Source organism: Pseudomonas trivialis (assembly GCF_036864995.1).
GTDB classification, from domain to species: Bacteria; Pseudomonadota; Gammaproteobacteria; order Pseudomonadales; family Pseudomonadaceae; genus Aquipseudomonas; species Aquipseudomonas trivialis.
Map to the genome: position 1 here is coordinate 5,234,998 of NZ_CP142151.1, position 19,643 is coordinate 5,254,640.

The window sequence follows — 19,643 nt, forward strand, 5'->3', positions numbered from 1 at the left end:
ATAACCTCAGGGGCGTGGCGCGTAGGCAAACACGTCGGCACGCATCTGATGGGCGTCCATGCCGGCTTCGACCAGCGCATCAAGGGTGCCGTAGATCATTGCCGGTGAACCGCTGGCGTACACATGCACCGCCGAAAGGTCGGTGATGTCTTCGCACACGGCTTCATGCAGCAATCCGCAGCGCCCTTCCCAGCCGCACAGGTCGCTGACCACCTTGTGCAGAAACAGATTGGGCAATTGCAGCCACTGGTCCCAGTGTTCGATTTCGTAGAAATCCTCCGGCCGACGCACGCCCCAGTACAGGTGCACCGGGTGTTTGAAGCCCGACGCGCGGCAATGCTCGATCAGGCTGTGCATCTGTGCCATACCGGTGCCGGCGGCGATCAGCACCAGCGGGCCGTCCGGCAGCTCGGCCAGGTGCGTGTCGCCAAACGGCAATTCGACGCGGACCATCCGGTCACGCTGCAATTGTTCGAGCAAGTCGCGGGCGCTGTCCTCGCGCACCAGTACATGCAGTTCCAGCTCGCGCCCGGAATGGGGCGCCGAAGCCAGGGAGAACGCCGACTTTTTCTCGCCATTGTCCCGCTCGATCATCAGGTACTGCCCGGCGTGGTAACGCACCGCCTTGCCGGCCGGTGCAAGCAGGCGCACGCGCCATACATCGCCACCGACCTCGACGCATTCACTCAATTGGCACGCCAATTTGCGCAACGGCAACTCTCCCGGCGCCAGCACGCCATCCCACAATACAATGCAATCTTCCAGCGGCTCGGCGATGCAGGTGTAGAACTCGCCATGGTCGAGCACCTCGCCATTTTGCTGCACGCGCCCTTCCACCAGCAGCGCCACGCACACGTGGCACACGCCATTGCGACACGCCTGGGGGCATTCGTAGCCCAGGCGGCGTGCGCCTTCGAGGATTCGCTCGCCGGGGACAAGCTCCAATACAGCGCCGGAAGGTTGCAGGGTTACACGCATCAATCTATTCCCAATTCTTTCCAGATCGCATCGACACGTGCCGTGACGGCTTCATCCTTGACGATCACCCTGCCCCACTCACGGGTGGTTTCGCCCGGCCATTTGTGCGTGGCATCCAAGCCCATTTTCGAACCCAGGCCCGACACCGGCGAGGCGAAGTCAAGGTAGTCGATCGGCGTGTTATCGATCATCACCGTGTCGCGCTTGGGGTCCATGCGCGTGGTGATGGCCCAGATCACATCATTCCAGTCGCGGGCATTGATGTCGTCGTCGGTGACGATAACGAACTTGGTGTACATGAACTGTCGCAAAAACGACCACACACCTAGCATTACCCGCTTGGCATGGCCCGGGTACGACTTCTTCATGGTCACGATGGCCATCCGGTACGAACAGCCTTCGGGCGGCAGGTAGAAGTCGGTGATTTCCGGGAACTGCTTTTGCAGAATCGGCACGAACACTTCGTTGAGCGCCACGCCGAGAATGGCTGGCTCATCGGGCGGGCGGCCGGTGTAGGTGCTGTGATAGATCGGTTTGATCCGATGGGTGATGCGCTCCACGGTAAACACCGGGAAGCTGTCGACTTCGTTGTAGTAGCCGGTGTGGTCGCCGTAAGGGCCTTCATCGGCCATTTCGCCGGGGTGAATCACGCCTTCGAGGATGATTTCGGCAGTGGCCGGCACTTGCAGGTCGTTGCCACGGCATTTCACCAGCTCGGTGCGGTTACCCCGCAACAGGTCAGCGAACGCGTATTCGGAGAGGCTGTCGGGCACCGGGGTCACGGCACCCAGGATCGTGGCCGGGTCGGCACCCAGCGCCACGGAGACCGGGAACGGCTGGCCGGGATGTTTTTCGCACCACTCGCGAAAATCCAGCGCGCCGCCACGGTGGCTCAGCCAGCGCATGATCACCTTGTTGCGGCCGATCACTTGCTGACGGTAAATGCCGAGGTTCTGGCGATCCTTGTTCGGGCCTTTGGTGACGGTCAGCCCCCAGGTGATCAGCGGGCCAACGTCGCCAGGCCAGCAGGTCTGCACCGGAAGCATGGCCAGGTCCACGTCATCGCCTTCGATGACCACTTCCTGGCACACCGCGTCCTTGACCACCTTGGGTGCCATGGCAATGATCTTGCGAAAGATCGGCAGCTTCGACCAGGCATCCTTCAACCCCTTGGGCGGCTCGGGCTCCTTGAGGAAGGCCAGCAGCTTGCCGATCTCGCGCAGCTCGCTGACGGACTCGGCGCCCATGCCAAAGGCCACGCGTTCGGGGGTGCCGAACAGGTTGCCGAGCACCGGAATATCAAAGCCGGTCGGGTTCTCGAACAGCAGCGCCGGGCCCTTGCTGCGCAAGGTGCGGTCGCAAATCTCAGTCATTTCCAGCACCGGGGAAATCGGCATCTGGATGCGTTTCAACTCTCCGCGCTGCTCAAGTTGCTGCACGAAATCCCGAAGATCCTTGAATTTCATTAACCCTGCCACCCGTAAAATAGGCTTACATCCTACCTGCTCTGAGGACGGCTGGCAGCTTAATTGGCCGTCAGCCCCCGTGATTGGAGCGAACTGAACAAGGGCTCCAGGAACGCCTCGATGTGCCGCGCGCCCACGTCGGACAGGTGATTATCGTCGGTGTACAGCGCACGCCCATTGAGTTCTACCCGGCACAGGCCGTCGGCGCCACACAGCTGGGGCGCCGGGTCCAGCACCCTTACACCGCTGTCGGCGGCGGCCAATTCGTCGAACAGGTTGGAGATGAATGCCTCGCGCGCCAAGTGCTTGGCCACCGGCAGTCCTTCACGGTCCACCGGCCGGTGCATCATGGCCAGGCGGCTGAGGCGGTACGGCACGATGATTTCCTGCAGCGGCACTTCCTTGACCAGCCACACACGGTGCCCCGCCGCTCGCAAGCCCTTGATGCGCGCGCGCATGCCGTCGGCGAAGCGTTGTTCGGCCACCGCGCGTACGTACTGGCCGGTACTCGGGTCCTTGAGCGCGTGCTCCTTGTCACCGGACATCTGCCCATACAGATACAGACTCCAGCGCGCCGCCAGCACCACATCGCTGATCGGCTGTTCGCTCATGGCCTTCTCGACGCGGCGATTGAAATGCGCGCAGCGGGCAATGTTTTCCAGGCCATCCAGCGGCACACAACCGGCGAAACTGGCCTCCATCAGGCTGATGTCGTGCTTCTTTGCGCCGATTTCGAGCGCCGGAATCAAGGCGGTCGCGTGGCTGTCGCCCCACACCAGCGCAGACACCGCCGGATTTTTCGGACCGAAGTGACAGAACAGGCGCTCATCGGGCGTGTCCTTGTCTGCCATGCAGGCCATCAACTCGGGGCTCCACTTCTTCGCCTGGGCATACCGCAGCGCCTGCTCGGACAAGCGCGACGGCACCCCATCGGCCTTGCGCAGCGCCACGCCCGTGAGGCCGATGGACAGGATGCCAACCGCTGCCGCAACGAGAATCGCCTTGCGTGTTGCCAGCAGGCGCTTCTCCCTGAAGGGGGTTTCCACAAAGCGCCAGGACAGATAGCCCAACACCAGGCTCAGCAGCATCAGAGCGCCCAGTTCCGTGGCGCTCAAGCCATCGACCGCCGCGTAGTTGGCGTACACGAATACCGGCCAGTGCCAGAGGTACCAGGAGTACGAGATAAGCCCAAGGCCCACCATCACCTTCGAGCTCAGCAGGCGGCCCACCCAGGTGTATTGTTGCCCGTTGGCCCAGATCAGTCCGACCACGCCAAGCACCGGCAGCAGAGCGGCGGCGCCGGGGAAGGCTGTCTGTGAATCGAAGCCGAATACGGCAATCAGGATCAACCCCATCGCCCCCAGGCTGACCCACTGGGCCAGGGCCGGTGAGGCGCGCCACTCACGCGCGGGCAGCACCGCCAGCATGGCGCCGGCGAGCAATTCCCAGGCGCGCAAATGCAACAGGAAGAAGGCTTTTTGCGGTTCATGCTCCACCGCCCAGACGCTCATGCCGAACGACACCAGCAACACGCCGAACAGGGCCAGGCGCCAGTGCTTCAAGCGGCTTGAAAGCAGGGTCAGCAGCAAGGGAAAGAGGATATAGAACTGTTCTTCGACCGCCAGCGACCAGGTGTGCAGCAGCGGCTTGATGTCGGACGCCGCCTCGAAATAGCCATGCTGGCGCGCAAACAGCAGGTTGGAGGTGAAGATCACCTGATAGTGCGCCGCCCGCCCCAGCTCCTCATAGTCTTTGGGCGCCAGCAGGAACCAGCCCGCCACCAGCGTCGCCACGATCATCACGAACAGCGCTGGCAGAATGCGCCGGGCACGCCGCGCCCAGAACTCCACAAAACTGAAGCGCCCGGCCTGGCGTTCGCGCCAGATGATCGAGGTGATCAGGAAACCCGAAATCACGAAGAACACATCAACGCCAACAAAGCCGCCGGTGACGCCCGGCACGCCAAAGTGAAACAACACAACAGCCAGAACCGCGATAGCACGCAGGCCATCAATGTCTCTTCGGTAAGCAAGAACAGTCATAAATCAATGTCAGCCAGATACGAATGGGGATGAGCGTAGACGCACTCGTGTTTTTTTGTGTCTCAACTGACACGTATGCCGCGAACCGCTCATTTGTGACACAAAAAAATGGCGCCCCAAAGGGCGCCATTCTCACGGACCTGAAGTGTTATTTACGCTTCATCGACAAGAAAAACTCGTCGTTGGTCTTGGTGGTTTTCAGCTTGTCGATCAAAAACTCGATGGCAGCGACTTCATCCATCGGGTGCAGCAGCTTGCGCAGGATCCACATGCGCTGCAGTTCGTCGTCAGCCGTCAGCAACTCTTCGCGGCGGGTGCCGGAACGGTTGATGTTGATGGCCGGGAACACGCGTTTTTCAGCGATGCGACGGTCCAGGGGCAGTTCCATGTTGCCGGTACCCTTGAACTCTTCGTAGATCACTTCATCCATCTTCGAACCGGTTTCAACCAGCGCGGTGGCGATGATGGTCAGCGAGCCGCCTTCTTCGATGTTACGCGCGGCGCCGAAGAAACGTTTCGGTTTCTCCAGGGCGTGAGCGTCGACACCACCGGTGAGTACCTTGCCGGAGCTCGGGATCACGGTGTTGTAGGCACGCGCCAGACGGGTGATGGAGTCGAGCAGGATCACCACGTCCTTCTTGTGCTCGACCAGGCGCTTGGCCTTTTCGATCACCATTTCGGCAACCTGCACGTGGCGGGTTGGCGGCTCGTCGAACGTCGAGGCAACCACTTCGCCGCGCACGGTGCGCTGCATTTCGGTCACTTCTTCCGGACGCTCATCGATCAGCAATACGATCAGGTGAACTTCCGGGTTGTTGCGCGCGATGTTCGCGGCAATGTTCTGCAGCATGATCGTTTTACCGGCTTTCGGCGGTGCGACGATCAGGCCGCGCTGGCCCTTGCCGATTGGCGCACACAGGTCGATCACGCGACCGGTCAAGTCTTCGGTGGAACCGTTGCCGGCTTCCATCTTCATGCGCACGGTCGGGAACAGCGGGGTCAGGTTCTCGAAGAGAATCTTGTTTTTCGCGTTCTCGGGACGATCGAAGTTGATCGTGTCGACCTTGAGCAGGGCGAAATAACGCTCGCCTTCCTTCGGAGGGCGGATCTTGCCAACGATGGTGTCACCGGTGCGCAAGTTGAAGCGACGGATCTGGCTCGGCGAGACGTAGATATCGTCCGGGCCGGCGAGATAGGAAGCGTCTGCAGAGCGGAGGAAGCCGAAGCCGTCCTGGAGAATCTCCAGCACGCCATCACCGGAGATTTCCTCGCCGCTTTTTGCGTGCTTTTTGAGCAGGGAGAAAATCACGTCCTGCTTGCGCGAACGGGCCATATTTTCTATGCCCATTTCTTCGGCCAGTTGGAGCAGGTCGGTAATCGGCTTTTGCTTGAGTTCAGTCAGATTCATATAGGAATGACGTAATCATTTATGGAGGGGGAAATTAAGCTTTTGGCTTAATGAGGCCGCGCCGCAGAGAAGGCGACAGGATCGCGTACTAATCGAAAAGGAATGCGTCGGCGACGGCTTGCAGGGGGCAGTGGAGAAACCAGTGCGGGGCCGAATGTACCACCTGAATTTCGGAGCGTCCAGCCCTGTTTCACGAAAAAGCCCCGCGATTTGCGGGGCTTTTTTGACGGCGCTTAGATGTTGGCGTCGAGGAAAGCTTGCAGCTGGGACTTCGACAGCGCACCTACCTTGGTGGCCTCAACGTTGCCGTTCTTGAACAGCATCAACGTAGGGATACCACGCACGCCATGCTTGGCCGGGGTTTCCTGGTTGTCATCGATGTTCAATTTGGCGATGGTCAGCTTGCCTTCATACGTGGTTGCAATGTCGTCCAGGACCGGAGCGATCATTTTGCAAGGGCCACACCATTCAGCCCAGTAGTCAACCAGCACCGGGCCTTGAGCCTGAAGGACTTCTGCATCAAAGGTCGCGTCGGTGACGTGCTTGATAAGATCGTTGCTCATGGATGTCTCCGGATTGTAAGCAAAAAAACGTTGCCCATCATAGCCGCCCTTCCCCCGTTCAGGAAGTCGCCTCTGATTGAGTGTTGCTATGGCGGCGCATGAGTTTGGGTATGAGCCACTCAGGGCGACACGGGGGTCACGAAGGCAATCCCGGTGCGCAACGCCGCATTGCGTACGTGTTCCTGCATGGCTTTCTGCGCCGCTGCGCTCGCGCGCCGGGCCAGTGCGCGCAGGATCCTGCGGTGTTCCTGCCAGGTCTCCATGGCCCTCTCCGGCCGGATGAACGGTAGCTTCTGGCTTTCCAGGAACACCTCGGCGCTGGCACTGAGGATGCTCACCATCGCCTGGTTACCGCTGGCCAGCAGGATGCGTTGGTGAAAGTCGAAGTCCAGCCGCGCAGCCGCTTCGAAATCGCCGGCCCTGAGGACCTTGCGCATCGCCTCGACATTGTCCTCCAGGCCATCGAGCTCATCGAGGGTCAACGTCATCGCCGCCAAACCGGCGGCGAACCCTTCAAGGGCATAGCGCAATTGAAAGATATCCAGCGGCGTGACCTGCGCCGCAAACGGCCAGGCAAACCCGGGCGACTCCTGCGCCGCTTGCACGAACACGCCTTTGCCCGGCTGCACGCTGACCACGCCCAAGGCACTCAGGGACGACAACGCCTCGCGCAACGACGCGCGGCTCACCCCCAACTGCAGCGCCAGGTCACGCTGGGACGGCAGTGCATCGCCCGCGCAAAAGCCTTGCTCCTTGATCAGTTTGCGGATGGCCTGCAGGGCCGCTTCCGGTACGGCTTGGGCGATGGAATGCATAAAAAACTCAAGGTTCCAGTCAACTGAGCGGCTAGTTGTAAAGCTATTCCGGGCCGTCGGCAAGCCACGCCCCAAAGGGGCTCGTGCGGTTTTGGCGACGCTCGAAAAAGGTGCGAAAAGCGCGCGAACTGTTCAGACCAGTAAGACCACCTGAACTCAGCAAATCCCGGCCCCGCAGACGATTCAGGGAAGGCTGGCATGGGCTGTGCAATCACGCACAGCAGTCAAATTCAGAAAATCCCTTCGCCCTTCCCGGAGAGTTGCCATGACCAAGCGCTGCAGCGCCCTGCTCACTGCCCTGTTTGCCAGCCTGATGCTGAGCCAGGCGCCCGCCCAGGCCAACGGTCTGGACGATATCGTCGCCCGTGGCACCCTCAAGGTCGCCGTGCCCCAGGACTTCCCGCCGTTCGGCTCGGTCGGCCCCGACATGAAGCCGCGCGGCTTGGACATCGACACCGCCAAGCTGCTGGCCGACCAGCTCAAGGTCAAACTGGAACTGACGCCGGTCAACAGCACCAACCGCATCCCGTTCCTCACCACCGGCAAGGTCGACCTGGTGATCTCCAGCCTGGGCAAGAACCCCGAGCGCGAGAAGGTCATCGACTTCTCCCGGGCCTACGCGCCGTTCTACCTGGCCGTATTCGGCCCGCCCGACGCCGCCGTCAGCACCACCGACGACCTCAAGGGCAAGACCATCAGCGTCACCCGCGGCGCCATCGAAGACATCGAGCTGAGCGCCGTGGCGCCCAAGGAAGCGACCATCAAGCGCTTCGAAGACAACAACTCGACCATCGCTGCCTACCTCGCCGGCCAGGTCGACCTGATTGCCAGCGGCAACGTGGTGATGGTGGCAATCAGCGAGCGCAACCCCAAGCGCGTGCCAGCACTGAAAGTGAAACTCAAGGATTCGCCGGTGTACGTGGGCGTGAACAAGAACGAGCCGGCACTGCTGGAAAAGGTCAACCAGATCCTGACGGCGGCCAAGGCCGATGGCAGCCTGGAAAAGAACGCACTGCAGTGGCTTAAAGAGCCATTGCCTGCCGACCTCTGATACCACGGAGCTGAGTTATGGCGTATCAATTTGACTTCGTGCCGGTGCTGGCCAATACCGACCTGCTGTTGCGCGGCGCGCTGTTCACCCTTGAGCTGACGGCCATCGGCGCGATTCTGGGGGTGGCCCTGGGCATCGTCGGGGCGGTAGTGCGCGCATGGAAGATCCAGCCATTCGCCTGGTGCTTCGGCGTCTATGTCGAGTTGATCCGCAACACGCCGTTTCTGGTGCAGTTGTTCTTCATCTTCTTCGGCTTGCCGTCGCTGGGGCTGAAAATCACCGAATGGCAGGCCGCCGTGCTGGCAATGGTGATCAACCTCGGAGCCTACTCCACCGAGATCATTCGCGCCGGCATCCAGGCCATCCCGCGTGGGCAACTGGAAGCGGCGGCAGCGCTGGCGATGACGCGCTTCGAAGCGTTTCGCCACGTAGTGCTGTTGCCCGCGCTGGGCAAGGTGTGGCCGGCGTTGAGCAGCCAGATCATCATCGTGATGCTCGGTTCGGCGGTGTGTTCGCAGATCGCCACCGAAGAACTCAGCTTTGCCGCCAACTTCATCCAGTCGCGCAATTTCCGTGCGTTTGAAACCTATGCCCTGACCACCCTGGTGTACCTGTGCATGGCGCTGATGATTCGTCAGTTGCTCAACTGGATCGGGCGCCGCTTTGTAATGAGGAACGCCCAATGAGTGATTTTTCGTTCTGGGACATCGTGCGCAACCTGCTCACCGGCCTGCAATGGACGCTGTTGCTGTCGCTGGTGGCCTTCGTCGGCGGCGGCGTGATCGGCCTGCTGGTGATGACGATGCGCATCAGCCGCAAGGCCTTTGCGCGCAATGTGGCGCGCGGCTATATCGAACTGTTCCAGGGCACGCCGCTGCTGATGCAGCTGTTCCTGGTGTTTTTCGGTGTAGCCCTGCTCGGCGTGGATATCTCGCCCTGGCTCGCCGCCGCGATTGCCTTGACCCTGTTTACCAGCGCCTACCTGGCCGAAATCTGGCGCGGCTGCGTCGACTCCATCGCCAATGGGCAGTGGGAAGCCTCGGCCAGCCTGGCGCTCAACCCGCTTGAGCAACTGCGCTACGTGATCCTGCCCCAGGCGCTGCGCATTGCCGTGGCGCCCACCGTGGGTTTCTCGGTGCAGGTGGTCAAAGGCACCGCCGTGACCTCGATCATCGGTTTCACCGAACTGACCAAGACCGGCGGCATGCTCGCCAACGCCACCTTCGAACCCTTCATGGTCTACGGGCTGGTGGCCCTTGGTTACTTCCTGCTCTGCTACCCCTTGTCCCTCAGTGCGCGCTACCTGGAAAGGAGACTGCATGCCTCTGCTTAGAATTTCCGCCCTGCATAAGTATTACGGCGATCACCACGTCCTCAAGGGCATCGACCTGACCGTTGAAGAAGGCCAGGTGGTGGCGATCATCGGCCGCAGTGGCTCGGGTAAGTCCACCCTGCTGCGCACCCTCAACGGCCTGGAATCGATCAACGACGGCGTGATCGAAGTCGATGGCGAATACATCGATGCGGCACGCGCCGACCTGCGCAGCCTGCGGCAGAAAGTCGGCATGGTGTTCCAGCAGTTCAACCTGTTCCCGCACCTCACCGTTGGCGAAAACGTGATGCTCGCGCCCCAGGTGGTGCAGAAAGTGCCCAAGGCCAAAGCCGCGCAGCTCGCCAGGCAGATGTTGGAGCGCGTGGGGCTCGGGGAAAAGTTCGACGCCTTCCCCGATCGCCTGTCCGGCGGCCAGCAGCAGCGCGTCGCCATTGCCCGCGCGCTGGCCATGTCGCCCAAGGTGCTGTTGTGCGACGAAATCACCTCGGCGCTGGACCCGGAACTGGTCAACGAAGTGCTCAGCGTGGTGCGCCAACTGGCCAGGGATGGCATGACGCTGATCATGGTCACCCACGAAATGCGCTTCGCTCGCGAGGTCGGCGACAAGCTGGTGTTCATGCACCAGGGCAAGGTGCATGAAGTGGGTGATCCGAAGGTGTTGTTCGCCAACCCGCAAACGCCCGAACTCGCCAACTTCATAGGTTCGGTGGAGCAACCCGTCTGAGCGCAGGCTGGCGCACACGTGCCGCGCGACCCGCGCGCGGCACTTACTCAAGCACAACGCGTTGGCGCCAGCGGTCGATCGTGGCACGATGGCAAGGTTATCGACCGAGATCCCCAAACCATGCCGCAATCCCAAGCCAAGAATCTGTCCCTGATCGCCGCCATAGACCTGGGCTCCAACAGCTTTCACATGGTCGTGGCCAAGGCCCAGAACGGTGAAATCCGCATCCTCGAGCGGCTCGGCGAAAAAGTGCAGTTGGCGGCCGGCATCGACGACGCGCGCCAGCTCAACGAAGAATCCATGCAGCGCGGGCTCGATTGCCTCAAGCGCTTTGCCCAACTGATCAACGGCATGCCCCTGGGCGCGGTGCGCATCGTCGGCACCAATGCCCTGCGTGAAGCGCGCAACCGGGGCGAATTCATCCGTCGCGCCGAAGAGATCCTCGGACACCCGGTGGAAGTCATCTCCGGCCGTGAAGAAGCGCGCCTGATCTACCTCGGCGTGTCCCACACCCTCGCAGACACCCCCGGCAAGCGCCTGGTGGCGGACATCGGTGGCGGCAGTACCGAGTTCATCATCGGTCAGAGATTCGAGCCACTGCTGCGTGAAAGCCTGCAGATGGGTTGCGTCAGCTACACCCAGCGTTATTTCAAGGACGGCAAGATCACCCCGGCGCGCTATGCCCAGGCCTACACCGCCGCGCGGCTGGAGATCATGAGCATCGAGCATGCCCTGCACCGCCTTACCTGGGATGAGGCCATTGGCTCCTCCGGCACCATCCGCGCCATCGGCCTGGCCCTGAAGGCCGGCGGCCATGGCACCGGCGAAGTGAATGCCGAAGGGCTGGCGTGGCTCAAGCGCAAACTGTTCAAGCTGGGCGATATCGAGAAAATCGACTTCGACGGCATCAAGCCCGACCGCCGCGCCATTTTCCCGGCCGGCCTTGCGATTCTCGAAGCGATCTTCGACGCCCTCGAGCTGCAACGCATGGACCACTGCGACGGCGCCCTGCGTGAAGGCGTGCTGTACGACCTGCTGGGCCGTCATCACCACGAAGACGTGCGCGAGCGCACCCTCACCTCGTTGATGGAGCGTTATCACGTCGATCAGGAACAGGCCGCCCGCGTGGAGCGCAAGGCGCTGCATGCGTTCGACCAGGTGGCCGCCGACTGGGACCTGGAAGACGGCGTCTGGCGCGAATTGCTGGGCTGGGCCGCCAAGGTGCATGAGGTGGGCCTGGACATCGCCCACTACCATTACCACAAGCACGGCGCCTACCTGATCGAGCACTCGGACCTCGCCGGCTTTTCCCGGGAAGACCAGCAAATGCTCGCGCTGCTGGTGCGCGGCCATCGCCGTAACATTCCCAAGGACAAGTTCGCCGAATTCGGCGACGACGGCATCAAGCTGATTCGCCTGTGTGCGCTGCTGCGCTTTGCGATCCTGTTCCACCACATCCGTGGCACCCAGGAAATGCCCCAGGTCACCCTGCGCGCCAACGGCGACAGCCTGGACGTGGTGTTCCCCAAAGGCTGGCTGGACGAGAACCAACTGACCCAGGCGGACTTCGCCCAGGAAGCCGAGTGGCTGACGCGGGTGGGGTTCAGCCTGAACCTGCGCTAAAGAACACCGCAAAACAAATGTGGGAGGGGCGGTGCGACGATTCGACTTGCCCCCGATAGCGGTGGATCAGCCAATGAATCTGTTGACTGACACACTGCAATCGGGGGCAGGCCCCCTCCCACACTTTCAGACCTTATTGCCTGTTAGTTCACCGTCAGAATCGGACTGCCCAACCGCTCCAGCAGCGTCGCCTGCGCACTGCGCGGGTTCTGGTTGCCGGTTGGTGTGTTGCGCACGTAGCGGCCGTCCGACTGCAGGCTCCAGCTGTGGGTGTTATCGGTGAGATAACTTTCCAGCTCCTTCTTGACCCGCATGATCAGCTTCTTGCCCTCTACCGGGAAGCAGGTCTCCACGCGCTTGTCGAGGTTGCGCTCCATCCAGTCGGCACTGGAGAGGAACATCTGCTCTTCACCGCCGTTGAGGAAGTAGAACACCCGCGTGTGCTCCAGGAAGCGGCCGATGATCGAGCGCACGTGGATGTTGTGCGACACCCCGACGATGCCCGGACGCAGGCAGCACATGCCGCGCACCACCAGGTCGATGCGTACGCCGGACTGGCTGGCCTTGTACAGCGCGCGGATGATCTTCGGATCGGTCAGCGAGTTGAACTTGGCAATGATGTGCGCCGGTTTGCCGTCGAGGGCGAACTGAGTCTCGCGGGCAATCATGTCGAGCATGCCCTTCTTGAGCGTGAACGGCGCGTGCAGCAGCTTCTTCATGCGCAAGGTCTTGCCCATGCCGATCAACTGGCTGAACAACTTGCCGACGTCTTCACACAAGGCGTCGTCGGAGGTCAGCAGGCTGTAGTCGGTGTAGAGCTTGGCGTTGCCGGCGTGATAGTTGCCGGTGCCCAAGTGCGCGTAACGCACGATCTCACCGGCCTCGCGGCGCAGGATCAGCATCATCTTGGCGTGGGTCTTGAAGCCGACCACGCCGTAGATCACCACCGCGCCGGCCGCCTGCAGGCGGCTGGCCAGTTGCAGGTTGGACTCTTCGTCAAAGCGCGCACGCAGCTCGATCACCGCCGTGACTTCCTTGCCGTTGCGCGCGGCATCGACCAGGGCGTCGACGATTTCCGAATTGGCGCCGGAACGGTACAGGGTCTGACGCACGGCCAGCACATGCGGGTCCTTGGCGGCCTGACGCAGCAGGTCGACCACCGGCGTGAACGACTCGAACGGGTGCAGCAGCAGGATGTCCTGCTTGCTCACCACGCTGAAAATGTTCTCGCTGTTTTGCAGCAGCTTGGGAATCTGCGGGGTGAACGGCGTGTATTGCAGCTCCGGGTGACTGTCCAGGCCGGTGATGCTGAACAGGCGCGTGAGGTTGACCGGGCCATTGACCTGGTACAGCTCGGACTCGGCGAGGTTGAACTGCTTGAGCAGGTAGTCCGACAGGTGTTTGGGGCAGGTGTCGGCCACTTCCAGGCGCACGGCATCGCCGTAGCGTCGCGAAAACAGCTCGCCACGCAGAGCGCGGGCCAGGTCTTCGACGTCTTCGGAGTCCAGCGCCAGGTCGGCGTTACGGGTCAGGCGGAACTGGTAGCAGCCCTTGACCTTCATGCCCTGGAACAGGTCATCGGCATGCGCATGGATCATCGACGACAGGAATACATAATTGTCGCCAGCACCCCCCACCTCTTCCGGTACCTTGATGATGCGTGGCAACAGGCGCGGCGCCGGGATGATCGCCAGGCCCGAGTCGCGGCCGAACGCATCGATGCCTTCCAGCTCGACGATGAAGTTGAGGCTCTTGTTCACCAGCAACGGGAACGGGTGCGTCGGGTCGAGGCCGATGGGGGTGATGATCGGCGAAATCTCGTCGCGGAAATAGCGACGCACCCAGGTCTTGATCTTGGTGGTCCAGTGACGACGACGGATGAAGCGAACCTGATGCTTCTCCAGCTCCGGCAGCAGGATGTCGTTGAGGATCGCGTACTGGCGGTCCACATGACCGTGCACCAGCTCGCTGATGCGCGCCAGCGCCTGGTGCGGCTGCAGGCCGTCGGCCCCGGCCTGTTCACGGGCGAAGGTGATCTGCTTCTTGAGGCCGGCCACGCGGATCTCGAAGAACTCGTCCAGGTTGCTGGAAAAGATCAGCAGGAACTTGAGCCGCTCCAGCAACGGGTAGGACTCATCCAGCGCCTGTTCCAGCACGCGAATGTTGAATTGCAGCTGTGACAGCTCGCGGTGGATGTACAGGCTGCTGTCATCCAGGTTGGTCACCGCGGCCACCGGGGCCGGCGCAGGCGCATCGGCGACCACGGCAGGCGGGGCCTGCTCAAACTCCGGCGGGGTCTCGGCGACTTGTTCAACCACCGGGTGAGCGTCTTTTACGGCAACGTCGGTAAGTCCTTCGGTATTCATCGAGTGTTCCTGTGAGGGCTATTGTTGCTCTCTAAGCAATTGGGCTGCGCGGGCGGCAAAATAGGTCAGGATGCCATCGGCCCCGGCACGTTTAAAGGCAGTCAGGGATTCCAGGATTACCCCTTCACTCAACCATCCATTCTGTATTGCCGCCATGTGCATGGCGTATTCGCCGCTGACCTGATAGACAAAGGTCGGCACCTTGAATTCCTGTTTGACCCGGTAAAGGATGTCCAGGTACGGCATACCGGGCTTGACCATCACCATGTCGGCGCCTTCGGCCAGGTCGGTCGCCACTTCGTGCAGGGCCTCATGGCTGTTGGCCGGGTCCATCTGGTACGAGGCCTTGTCGGCCTTGCCCAGGTTCAGCGCCGAGCCCACCGCATCGCGGAACGGGCCGTAATAGGCGCTGGCGTATTTGGCCGAATAGGCCATGATCCGCACATTGACGTGCCCGGCCAGCTCCAGGGCTTCGCGGATCGCCTGGATGCGACCGTCCATCATGTCCGACGGTGCCACCACCTGGGCGCCTGCGGCGGCATGGGACAACGCCTGTTTGACCAGCGCATCGACGGTGATGTCGTTCTCGACATAACCGTCCTGATCCAGAATGCCGTCCTGGCCATGGGTGGTGAACGGGTCTAGCGCCACGTCGGTGATGATACCCAGTTGCGGGAAGCGCTCGCGCAGGGCGCGGGTGGCGCGCTGCGCAATGCCTTGCGGGTTCCAGGCTTCGGCGGCATCCAGAGACTTGAGCGCAGGCGGCGTGACGGGAAACAGCGCCAGCGCCGGGATCCCCAGTTCAACCCACTGCACCGCTTCTTCAAGCAGCAGATCGATGGTCAAGCGCTCCACACCCGGCATCGACGCCACCGCTTCCCGGCGGTTTTCACCGTCGAGCACAAATACCGGCAGGATCAGGTCATTCGTCGTCAGCACATGTTCACGCACCAGGCGGCGAGAAAAATCATCACGACGATTGCGACGCAGACGAGTGGCGGGGAACAGGCGATTGGCAGGGGTAAAGCTCACGACGGACTCCTGAGCCCGCGTTTCACGGGCGAGCGTTGCAGTTATAAGCGGCCATTATGACGAAGGAATGACAGTTGTGCTTATCGGCGCGACCTGTAGGCACATTCGTCATTCGCGTAGGAATTGTTCACTTCGTGACACATCTCGATACTTTCATGAATCTTCGTGAAGGCGTAGGCTGCGCGTTCATTTCGCCAGCACCCAGACCATGCTTCAACAATTTCTGCATGACTTCGGCTACTTTGCCCTCTTCCTCGGCACGTTCTTCGAAGGTGAGACCATTCTGGTACTCGCAGGCTTCCTGGCGTTCCGTGAATACATGGACATCAAACTGGTAGTGGTAGTGGCCTTTTTCGGCAGCTACGCCGGCGACCAGCTTTGGTATTACATGGGCCGCAAGCACGGCCGCAAATTGCTGGCGCGCAAGCCGCGCTGGCAGTTGATGGGCGACAAGGCACTGGAGCACATCCGCAAACACCCGGATATCTGGGTACTGAGCTTCCGCTTCGTCTACGGATTGCGCACGGTGATGCCCGTGGCAATCGGCCTGTCCGGGTACCCGCCGCTGCGCTATCTGGTCCTCAACGGCATTGGCGCTGCGATCTGGGCTGCCGCGCTGGGCGCTGCGGCCTATCACTTTGGCGCGGTGCTTGAAGGCATGCTGGGCAGCGTGAAGAAGTACGAGCTGTGGGTGCTCGGCGCCCTGATCCTGCTGGGCTTTGTGCTGTGGCTGCGGCGCCGCTTCAAGAATGCGCGGATTGCCCGCGAAGAATGCGCCCAGGCCAGGGCCCGAGAGGCGGCCGACCAAGTTGCGGTCGAAACACCTGTCGAGCAAACCGACCGCAAATAATGAACACCCCGCCGCCGTTGCGATCCATCTAGAGAGCGTTCCATGCGCGGGGTGCCGGTTACCCGTCAATCGCCATCCCACGCCCTCAACCAGGAGAAATGCCCATGAGCAAAAAAATTGCAGTGATCCTTTCCGGCTGTGGCGTGTACGACGGCGCAGAAATCCAGGAAAGCGTGATCACCCTGCTGCGCCTGGATCAGCGCGGTGCTCAGGTCCAATGTTTTGCTCCGGATATGGCGCAGTTGCACGTGATCAATCACCTCACGGGCGAAGAGATGCCCGAGTCGCGCAATGTGCTGGTGGAGTCGGCGCGCATCGCTCGTGGTGAGGTCAAGGACATTGCTGAAGCCAGCGCCGCCGACTTCGATGCGCTGATCGTGCCGGGCGGGTTTGGCGCGGCGAAGAACCTGTCGAATTTCGCCGTGCAAGGCGCCGCTTGCAGTGTCAACCCGCAGGTACTGGCGCTGGCCGAAGCCTTTGCCGAAGCCGGCAAGCCAGTGGGCCTGATCTGCATCTCGCCAGCCCTGGCCGCGAAGATCTACGGCCCGGGCGTGACTTGCACCATCGGCAACTGCGCCGACACCGCCGCCGCCCTCGACAAGATGGGCGCCACGCATCAGGAATGCGCGGTAGAGGATATTGTCGAGGATACGGCGCGCAAACTGGTGAGTACACCTGCCTACATGCTGGGCAAGAACATCAGTGAAGTGGCCTCGGGCATCAACAAGCTGGTGGATCGCGTGCTGGAACTGACTCACGAGAACGACTGAGGGTCAGGACTGGCGCATCAATTGGGTCAGGATACGGTCCAGTGAGTTGGCGAACGCCTGTTTGTCCTTCTCGCCATGGGGCGGTGGCCCACCGCCCATCTGACCTTGTTCGCGCAGGTCGGTGAACAGGTTGCGCACCGCCAGCCGTTCGCTCATGTTGGCCGGGCTGAATTCCTTGCCACGCGGGTCAAGGGCGGTGACGCCCTTTTTCACCAGGCGATCGGCCAGAGGCACATCGCTGCAAATCACCAACTCGCCGGGCGCGGCGTGTTCCACCAGGTAATCGTCCGCCGCATCCGGCCCGCTGGGCACCACGATCAGCTTCACGCAGGCAAAGCCTGGCTTGATCTGACTCTGCCCGGCGACCAGGATCACTTCGAACCGGCGCTTGAGGGCGAACTTCACCACCTGATCCTTGGCCGCCCGAGGACAGGCGTCTGCATCGATCCATACGCGCATACAGCATCTCCAACACAAAATAACGTGCAGGCAGCCACATCCCCGTGGCGGGCGGGCTTGCCCGCGTTGGGGTGCGAAGTGCCCCTAATCCAGCAAAACGCGGTGTACCTGATACGGCTCAGCGCCTGGTTTTGGGGCTGCTGCGCAGCCCAACGCAGGACAAGCCTGCTCGCCACAGGGAATCTGCGCTTAACTGAACGGCATTAGGGCAAGCCCGCTAGCCACAGAGCTTCCAGTTTGCTGCGCGACAGCGCTAAGCCGAAGACCTGGCGGAGCCTCCCATATTTTTTACCGGCTGCGGCGGTACAACACCACAATCGCCAGGATAGCCACCGCCTGCGCGCTTAACGAATACGCGTCGGCGTGAATCCCCAGCCAGTCGAACTCAAAGAACGCCACCGGCCGTGTGCCAAAGACACCGGCTTCCTGCAGCGCTTTGACGCCATGCCCGGCGAACACCACCGACAGCGCGCACAGCAGCGCTGCGTTGATGCCGAAGAACAGCGCCAGAGGCAATCTCGCCGAGCCGCGCAGGATCACCCAGGCCAGGCCCACCAACAACACCAGCGCCGTGGCGCCACCGGCCAGCACCGCGTTGTGCCCGGCCGGGCCTGCCTGCAGCCACAGGGTTTCGTAGAAAAGGATCACCTCGAACAGCTCGCGGTACACCGAGAAGAACGCCAGCAGCGCAAAGCCGAACCGCCCGCCGCCGCCCACCAGGCTGCTCTTGATGTAATCCTGCCAGTCCGCCGCATGACGGCGGTTGTGCATCCACACGCCGAGCCACAGCACCATCACGCTGGCGAACAGCGCCGTGCAGCCTTCGAGCAATTCGCGCTGGGCACCGCTGACGTCAATCACGTACGCCGCCAATGCCCAGGTCGCGAGGCCGGCCACCAGCGCCAGGCCCCAGCCCACATTGACACTGCGCACCGCCGACTGCTGGCCGGTATTGCGCAGGAAAGCGAGGATCGCCGCCAGCACCAGAATCGCCTCCAGGCCTTCGCGCAGCAGAATCAACAGGCCGGAGATATAGCTCAACGACCAGCTCAAGCCGTCGCTGCCGAGCAGGTCGGCGGACTCGCCGAGCTTGCCCTTGGCCACGTCCAGGCGCTGCTGCACCTGTTCCAGCGGCAGGCCGTCCTGCAACGACTGCCGATAGGCCATCAGGGCTTTCTCGGTGTCCTTGCGCACGTTAGCGTCGACGTTGTCCAGCGAGCTTTCCACCAGCTCGAAGCCTTCCAGGTAGGCCGCAACGGATAAGTCATAGGCCTGCTCGTGGTCACCGTTACGGAACGCAGCGATGCTTTTGTCCAGTGTGGTGGCGGTGTATTCAAGCAATTGCGCGGGGCCGCGCGTGACCTGCGGCGGCTGCGCACGCTGGGCGCGGAAAGTCGCAGCGGCGGCCGGGCCACTGGTCGTCAGCACCTCATTGGGGGTCTGGCGGGCCAGGTCGGCGAGGTTGAAGGGCTGCCCGCTCCTGGCCGCGGCCGGGTCGGCGGTGAAGCCCGCGAGGTAGGTGGCCAGGTCCCAACGTTGACGGTCGTCCAACTGATCGGCGAACGACGGCATATCGCTGCCTTCGATGCCCAGGCCAAGGGTGTTGTAGATCGCGTAGAGGCTCAAGCGGTCGAAACGCGCCGCGTCGCGCAGGTCGCCAGGCGCAGGCTCCATGCCCAGCGCGGCCGGGCCGTCCCCGGCGCCGGTGGCGCCATGGCACACCGAGCAATGCTGAGCGTAGAGCGGCGCACCGCGCGTCGGGTCCGGCGTAATGGCCGGTGCCTGGCTGACTTCATAGGCCACCGCCAGCCTGGCGCCCAACTGCCGGGCTTGGCGGGCGACTGTGGCGCCGTCCGCACGGGCGCTGACAGCAGCCAGCAATTGATCGACGCCTGTGACCAATTCGGCGCGTTCGGGTTTCTCCGGCAACTGTGCGACCAGCCCCTGCAATGCGCCGATAGACTCCACTTGCTCGCGGTAGTGCGATGGATCCACCACCTCGCCCGACGCCACGGTCGGTGGGTAGTCGGCGCTGACGTAGTCCAGCAGATGCAAGGCTTGTGGGGCACCTTCGGCGGTGGCGGCCAGCAGATTGAGGCTGCACGACATCAACCCCGGCAACAGCAGCCAGGCGAGAAAACGGAAGGGGGCGGTCATGAATGA

The 19,643-nt window shown here is 62.1% G+C and carries 17 protein-coding genes; 7 read left to right on the top strand and 10 right to left on the bottom strand.

The genetic code is table 11. The annotated features are described in order from the left end of the window. Window positions 1-6: 6 nt before the first annotated feature. The 6 genes from VRB54_RS23300 to VRB54_RS23325 all read right to left on the bottom strand — a co-directional run bounded on the left by VRB54_RS23300 (window position 7) and on the right by VRB54_RS23325 (window position 7,272). Complete coding sequence (locus tag VRB54_RS23300; RefSeq protein WP_338478910.1) at window positions 7-978, bottom strand: CDP-6-deoxy-delta-3,4-glucoseen reductase; 972 nt, start codon at window positions 976-978, stop codon at window positions 7-9. After that, entirely contained in the window at window positions 978-2,444 is a 1,467-nt protein-coding gene (gene ubiD / locus VRB54_RS23305) for a 4-hydroxy-3-polyprenylbenzoate decarboxylase (RefSeq protein ID WP_338478911.1), read from the bottom strand. Before ubiD ends, VRB54_RS23300 begins: the two co-directional genes overlap by 1 nt. A gap of 59 nt (window positions 2,445-2,503) precedes the next feature. Then, window positions 2,504-4,486, bottom strand: a complete 1,983-nt coding sequence (locus VRB54_RS23310) for an acyltransferase family protein (RefSeq protein WP_338478912.1) — start codon at window positions 4,484-4,486, stop codon at window positions 2,504-2,506. A gap of 148 nt (window positions 4,487-4,634) precedes the next feature. After that, on the bottom strand, window positions 4,635-5,894 hold the full coding sequence (gene rho / locus VRB54_RS23315; protein ID WP_003176825.1) for a transcription termination factor Rho: 1,260 nt from the start codon (window positions 5,892-5,894) through the stop codon (window positions 4,635-4,637). Between the two features lie 233 nt (window positions 5,895-6,127). Then, window positions 6,128-6,457, bottom strand: a complete 330-nt coding sequence (gene trxA, locus VRB54_RS23320) for a thioredoxin TrxA (RefSeq protein ID WP_338478913.1) — start codon at window positions 6,455-6,457, stop codon at window positions 6,128-6,130. Window positions 6,458-6,576: 119 nt separating this feature from the next. Further along, entirely contained in the window at window positions 6,577-7,272 is a 696-nt protein-coding gene (locus tag VRB54_RS23325) for a FadR/GntR family transcriptional regulator (protein ID WP_338478914.1), read from the bottom strand. A gap of 265 nt (window positions 7,273-7,537) precedes the next feature. Here VRB54_RS23325 and VRB54_RS23330 point away from each other — a divergent pair, with 265 nt between their 5' ends. The 5 genes from VRB54_RS23330 to ppx all read left to right on the top strand — a co-directional run bounded on the left by VRB54_RS23330 (window position 7,538) and on the right by ppx (window position 12,003). After that, on the top strand, window positions 7,538-8,323 hold the full coding sequence (locus VRB54_RS23330; RefSeq protein WP_338478915.1) for a transporter substrate-binding domain-containing protein: 786 nt from the start codon (window positions 7,538-7,540) through the stop codon (window positions 8,321-8,323). A 17-nt stretch (window positions 8,324-8,340) separates the two neighbouring features. Further along, a complete protein-coding gene (locus VRB54_RS23335) occupies window positions 8,341-9,009 on the top strand; it encodes an amino acid ABC transporter permease (protein WP_003234839.1) in 669 nt (222 codons plus the stop codon). Then, entirely contained in the window at window positions 9,006-9,656 is a 651-nt protein-coding gene (locus VRB54_RS23340; protein ID WP_209986227.1) for an amino acid ABC transporter permease, read from the top strand. The genes VRB54_RS23335 and VRB54_RS23340 overlap by 4 nt, the downstream gene beginning before the upstream one ends. Beyond that, window positions 9,643-10,380, top strand: a complete 738-nt coding sequence (locus tag VRB54_RS23345; protein ID WP_338478916.1) for an amino acid ABC transporter ATP-binding protein — start codon at window positions 9,643-9,645, stop codon at window positions 10,378-10,380. Before VRB54_RS23340 ends, VRB54_RS23345 begins: the two co-directional genes overlap by 14 nt. 120 nt (window positions 10,381-10,500) lie before the next feature. Next, the gene (gene ppx, locus VRB54_RS23350) at window positions 10,501-12,003 is read left to right on the top strand and encodes an exopolyphosphatase (protein WP_057006411.1); all 1,503 of its coding nucleotides are present in this window, start codon (window positions 10,501-10,503) and stop codon (window positions 12,001-12,003) included. 143 nt (window positions 12,004-12,146) lie between these two features. Here the strand turns inward: ppx and ppk1 are convergent, their stop codons facing one another. Together ppk1 and hemB are read right to left on the bottom strand one after the other, a co-directional pair. Beyond that, window positions 12,147-14,369, bottom strand: coding sequence for a polyphosphate kinase 1 (gene ppk1 / locus VRB54_RS23355; RefSeq protein ID WP_338478917.1), 2,223 nt, complete (start codon window positions 14,367-14,369; stop codon window positions 12,147-12,149). An 18-nt stretch (window positions 14,370-14,387) separates the two neighbouring features. Beyond that, complete coding sequence (gene hemB / locus VRB54_RS23360; protein ID WP_338478918.1) at window positions 14,388-15,401, bottom strand: porphobilinogen synthase; 1,014 nt, start codon at window positions 15,399-15,401, stop codon at window positions 14,388-14,390. A gap of 208 nt (window positions 15,402-15,609) precedes the next feature. Between hemB and VRB54_RS23365 the strand changes: the two genes are divergently transcribed. Further along, the gene (locus VRB54_RS23365; RefSeq protein ID WP_338478919.1) at window positions 15,610-16,251 is read left to right on the top strand and encodes a DedA family protein; all 642 of its coding nucleotides are present in this window, start codon (window positions 15,610-15,612) and stop codon (window positions 16,249-16,251) included. Window positions 16,252-16,355: 104 nt separating this feature from the next. Continuing rightward, window positions 16,356-17,021 (top strand): isoprenoid biosynthesis glyoxalase ElbB, encoded by a 666-nt coding sequence (elbB, locus tag VRB54_RS23370; RefSeq protein ID WP_338478920.1) that lies wholly within the window; start codon window positions 16,356-16,358, stop codon window positions 17,019-17,021. 3 nt (window positions 17,022-17,024) lie between these two features. On the opposite strand, the gene VRB54_RS23375 is transcribed toward elbB, so the two are convergent. Together VRB54_RS23375 and VRB54_RS23380 are read right to left on the bottom strand one after the other, a co-directional pair. After that, window positions 17,025-17,480 (bottom strand): YaiI/YqxD family protein, encoded by a 456-nt coding sequence (locus VRB54_RS23375; RefSeq protein ID WP_338478921.1) that lies wholly within the window; start codon window positions 17,478-17,480, stop codon window positions 17,025-17,027. 288 nt (window positions 17,481-17,768) lie between these two features. Beyond that, window positions 17,769-19,637: a cytochrome c/FTR1 family iron permease gene (locus tag VRB54_RS23380; RefSeq protein WP_338478922.1), complete on the bottom strand. Its 1,869-nt coding sequence runs from the start codon at window positions 19,635-19,637 to the stop codon at window positions 17,769-17,771. Window positions 19,638-19,643: the final 6 nt, after the last annotated feature.